At 75.1% G+C, this 3,696-nt stretch carries 4 protein-coding genes; 2 read left to right on the top strand and 2 right to left on the bottom strand.

Annotation, left to right across the window (positions count from 1 at the left end; genetic code table 11):
* Window positions 1-181: 181 nt before the first annotated feature.
* Together B7P34_RS35395 and B7P34_RS35390 are read right to left on the bottom strand one after the other, a co-directional pair.
* Entirely contained in the window at window positions 182-586 is a 405-nt protein-coding gene (locus B7P34_RS35395; RefSeq protein ID WP_106682224.1) for a DUF3040 domain-containing protein, read from the bottom strand.
* 237 nt (window positions 587-823) lie between these two features.
* A complete protein-coding gene (locus tag B7P34_RS35390; protein WP_106682223.1) occupies window positions 824-1,585 on the bottom strand; it encodes a methyltransferase in 762 nt (253 codons plus the stop codon).
* Window positions 1,586-1,798: 213 nt separating this feature from the next.
* On the opposite strand from B7P34_RS35390, the gene B7P34_RS35385 reads away from it, so the two are divergent.
* Complete coding sequence (locus tag B7P34_RS35385; protein WP_106682222.1) at window positions 1,799-2,413, top strand: TetR/AcrR family transcriptional regulator; 615 nt, start codon at window positions 1,799-1,801, stop codon at window positions 2,411-2,413.
* Window positions 2,414-2,768: 355 nt separating this feature from the next.
* A partial coding sequence (locus tag B7P34_RS35380) for a phytoene desaturase family protein (protein ID WP_148668964.1) occupies window positions 2,769-3,696 on the top strand: 928 nt, incomplete at its 3' end.

Here is a 3,696-nt window from a genome sequence, read left to right as displayed (position 1 = left end):
GGACCTCGCCCGGCCGGGGAGCTTCGCGCGGCGCCGGTCGGCGGCCGCCTGAACGGCACCCGCCGGAGACGGATATGGCGTGGGGTCAGGAGACCTGCTCCCGACCCCACGCCATGAAGAGTCTGCGTTCCCTGAAGGGTTCAAAGGTTCCCCAAGGGTTCAAAGAAGGACTGTGCGGGCCTCAGTGGCCCTGTTCGTCGCGGCGGCGCTGCCAGCGCTGCTCGATGCGGTCCATCATGCTGCGGCGCGGGCGGATCTGGCCGCGGCCGCCCAGCTGCCCCGCCGGGCCCGTCCCCCGCTGCGCACCGGCCCGCGGCGCCTTGCGCCAGCCCGTGACGGCCAGGGCCGCACAGCCCAGCATCACGAGGAAGCCGACCACACTGATCCAGTACTGTCCCTGAATCATGACGCCGGTCATCAAGAGCGCGATACCCAACAGAAACCCGGCGACCGCCTGGTAGACCCGTCGCCGGGTGTACGTGCGCAGGCCGCTGCCCTCGAGCGCTGTCGCGAACTTGGGATCTTCGGCGTACAGCGCTCGCTCCATCTGCTCGAGCATGCGCTGCTCGTGCTCCGAGAGCGGCACGGAGTCCTCCTACTCGTCGGTCGCGGGGGGCGACCGGGTGCGACCCTTTCAGGATAGGCAGGGAATCGCCCCCGTGAAACCCGCCCCTCTGCGCCAATCCGCCCACCGATGTCCGTGTGGCGACCGGTGGCGTCGGGACGTACATTCCCGGTTCGCCGATCGGCCATGCCGGACGGTGTCCCCCGATCATACGGGGCGAACCGGCTGATCGGGTGGCCTGTGACCTACAGCGCGCGGTCAGCCACGCTCGGCCAGGACGTGCAGTTGAGTCGCCACCGAGTGGAAGGCCGGCAGCGCGGCGGCGGCCGCCTCCAGCTGCGCGAGCGCCTCCCGCGCGCCGGGCTCGGCGTCGAGCAGCACGCCGGGCACCAGGTCGGCGAAGACCCGGACGCCGTGCACGGAGCCGACCTCCAGGCCCGCGGCCTCGACGAGCTCCGAGAGCCGGCCGGCGGTGAAGCGGCGCGGCACCGGGTCGCCCGCGCCCCAGTGCCCGGCCGGGTCGGCCAGGGCCTGGCGGGCCTCGGTGAAGTGCCCGGCGAGCGCGCGGGCGAGGACAGCGCCGCCCTGGCCCGCGGCCAGCAGGCTCAGGGTGCCCGCGGGACGCAGCGCCTCGATCACGTTGCGCACGCCCTGGGCGGGGTCGTCCACGTACTCCAGGACGCCGTGGCAGAGCACCACGTCGTAGGAGCCGCGCTCGACCACGTCGAACAGGCCGCTGGCGTCGCCCTGGACGCCGCGGACCCGCTCGGCGACGCCGGCCTCGGCGGCCCGGCGCTCCAGCGCGAAGAGGGCGTTGGGGCTGGGGTCGACGACGGTGACGCGGTGGCCGAGGGCGGCCAGCGGCACCGCGAACTTGCCGGAGCCGCCGCCGGTGTCGAGCACGTCCAGCACGCCGCCGGCCGGGGCGGCGGCCTTCACCCGGCGGTCCAGGGCGTCGCGCAGGACCTCCCAGACCACGGCGGTACGCAGGGAGGCCCGGGGGCGCAGCGGGTCTGACACGGCGGATGGCTCCTCGGCGGTGGATCGGCGGACGAAGGTGTCCGCCCCAGCCTAATGCGCCCGGCCGGGGCGGCGGCCGACGCGGTGGCCGAGCGCGCCGCGGCGCGTTTCCGCAGGCCCGGCCGGAGGGATCCGGCCCGCACGAATGCCCGTGCGGCCACCCGGGGTTGACGCGGGCGCGGGGCGGCGGGGCGGGCAGAGGAGAATCACTTCATGGACAGCAGCAGCACGCGCCGTCAGAACACCCGGCGGAAGCTCTTCGCCGCCGCGGTGACCCTCATCGCCGAACAGGGCTTCTCCTCCACCACCGTGGACGAGATAGCGGAACGGGCGGGGGTGGCCAAGGGCACCGTCTACTACAACTTCGCGAGCAAGACCGATCTGTTCGAGGAGCTGCTGCGGCACGGCATGGAGCTGCTGACCGGATCGCTGCGGGCCGCGGCCGAGGAGGCGGCCGAGCGCGGCGGTGGCCGGTCCGCCGCCCTGGACGCGATGATCCGCGCCGAGCTGGACTTCGTCGCCCGCCACCCGTCGCTGGCCCAGCTCTACGTCGCCGAGCTGTGGCGGACCAACCGGGCCTGGCAGCCGACGCTGACGCGGGTGCGGCAGCAGGCGGTCGAGGTGATCGAGTCCGCGTTACGGGAGGCGGGCGCGGAGGGCGACCCGCTCGCGGAGAGCGACATCCCGCTGACGGCGTCGGCGGTGTTCGGGATGGTGCTGGTGGCCGCGCTGGACTGGCGGTCGTTCCAGCCGGAGCGGTCGGCCGACGACGTGCACGCGGCGCTCTCGCGCCTCCTGCAGGGCCGTCTGAACGGGGCGGTCCGCTAGGTACCCCCGCAAACGGCAGCGGTCCCGGCGCCGGCCGATCCCCCTTCGGCCTGCGCCGGGGCCGCCTTCCCCCGGTTGCTCCCCCGTAGCTCCCCCGAGCCCCCTTCCGGGGACCCCCGTCCCCCCGGTCACGTCAGGGGTGCCGCGCCGTTCCGCAGCCCCGTGCCGGCGGTGCCGGCGCCGCGCCCCTTCCGTGCGCACCACTCTTCCGCCCGGCGGGCCGCGGCCCATCCGTGCACCTACTCATCTCCTCCTCTGAGTACGGGTACTCAGCCCTGGGTGTTCAGACCCGGCGCGGGCGGCTGCCGGACGCCGCGGAACGGTGGTGACGGTGCCGCCGGATAAAGTCGTGCCCATGGCACGGATTGCGGTGATCGGCGCCGGGATGGGCGCGATGGCGGCCGCTGCCCGGCTGGCCGTCGCGGGCCACCGGGTGACGGTGTACGAGCGCGCGGCGACGCACGGCGGAGGCGTCGGGCGGATGACGCGGGACGGCTTCGCCTTCGACACGGGGCCGGGGCTGCTGCACTTGCCGGCCGTCTACCGCGACCTGTTCGTCAAGACGGGCAAGGAGTCGCTGGAGCAGAGCCTGGGCCTGGTCCAGGTCGACCCGGCGAGCGCGCACGTCTTCGCCGACGGCACCTCCGTGGCCCTGCCCAACGCGTCCCGGGCCGGTGTGGTCCAAGCGCTGGACGAGGCCGTGGGCGCGGGTGCGGGCGAGCGCTGGAGCGAGCTGGTGAACCGGGCGCGCGCGGTGTGGGACGCCACCCGCCGGCCCCTGCTGGAGGAGCCGCTGCTCGCCGACCCGGAGTACCTGGAGGCCCTGGGCCACGACCCGTATCCGGGGCTGCGCAAGCGCGGCCTGTTCCGGCGGAGCACCCCGCCCGTGCTGGCCGCCGTCGCCGAGCGGGAGCTGAAGGACCCGCGGCTCGCGGCCCTGTTGGAGAGCCACGCCCTGGCGTACGGGCTGGACCCGCGCACCGCCCCCGCGAGCGCGGCGGTGCTGCCGTACATGGAGCAGACCTTCGGCAGCTGGTACGTGCGCGGCGGCATGCGCGGCCTGGCGGACGCCGTGTACGAGCGGTGCCGCAAGCGCCGGGTGGAGTTCGTCTTCGGCGCGGAGGTCGTGGCCGTCGCCGAGAAGGACGGCCGCGCCGCCGGCGTGGAGCTGGCGGACGGCCGCGTGGACGAGGCGGACACGGTGGTCGCCGGCGTCTCGCCCGGGGTGCTGCGGCGGATCGCGCCGGCGGCCTGCGGGCCCGCCGTCCGGCCGGGCCCGCCGG

Source organism: Streptosporangium nondiastaticum, assembly GCF_003011965.1.
In the GTDB taxonomy this organism is placed as follows: domain Bacteria; phylum Actinomycetota; class Actinomycetes; order Streptomycetales; family Streptomycetaceae; genus Streptomyces; species Streptomyces nondiastaticus.
The sequence above is the reverse complement of the archived record's forward strand: the minus strand, read 5'-3'. Positions and strand labels throughout refer to the sequence as shown.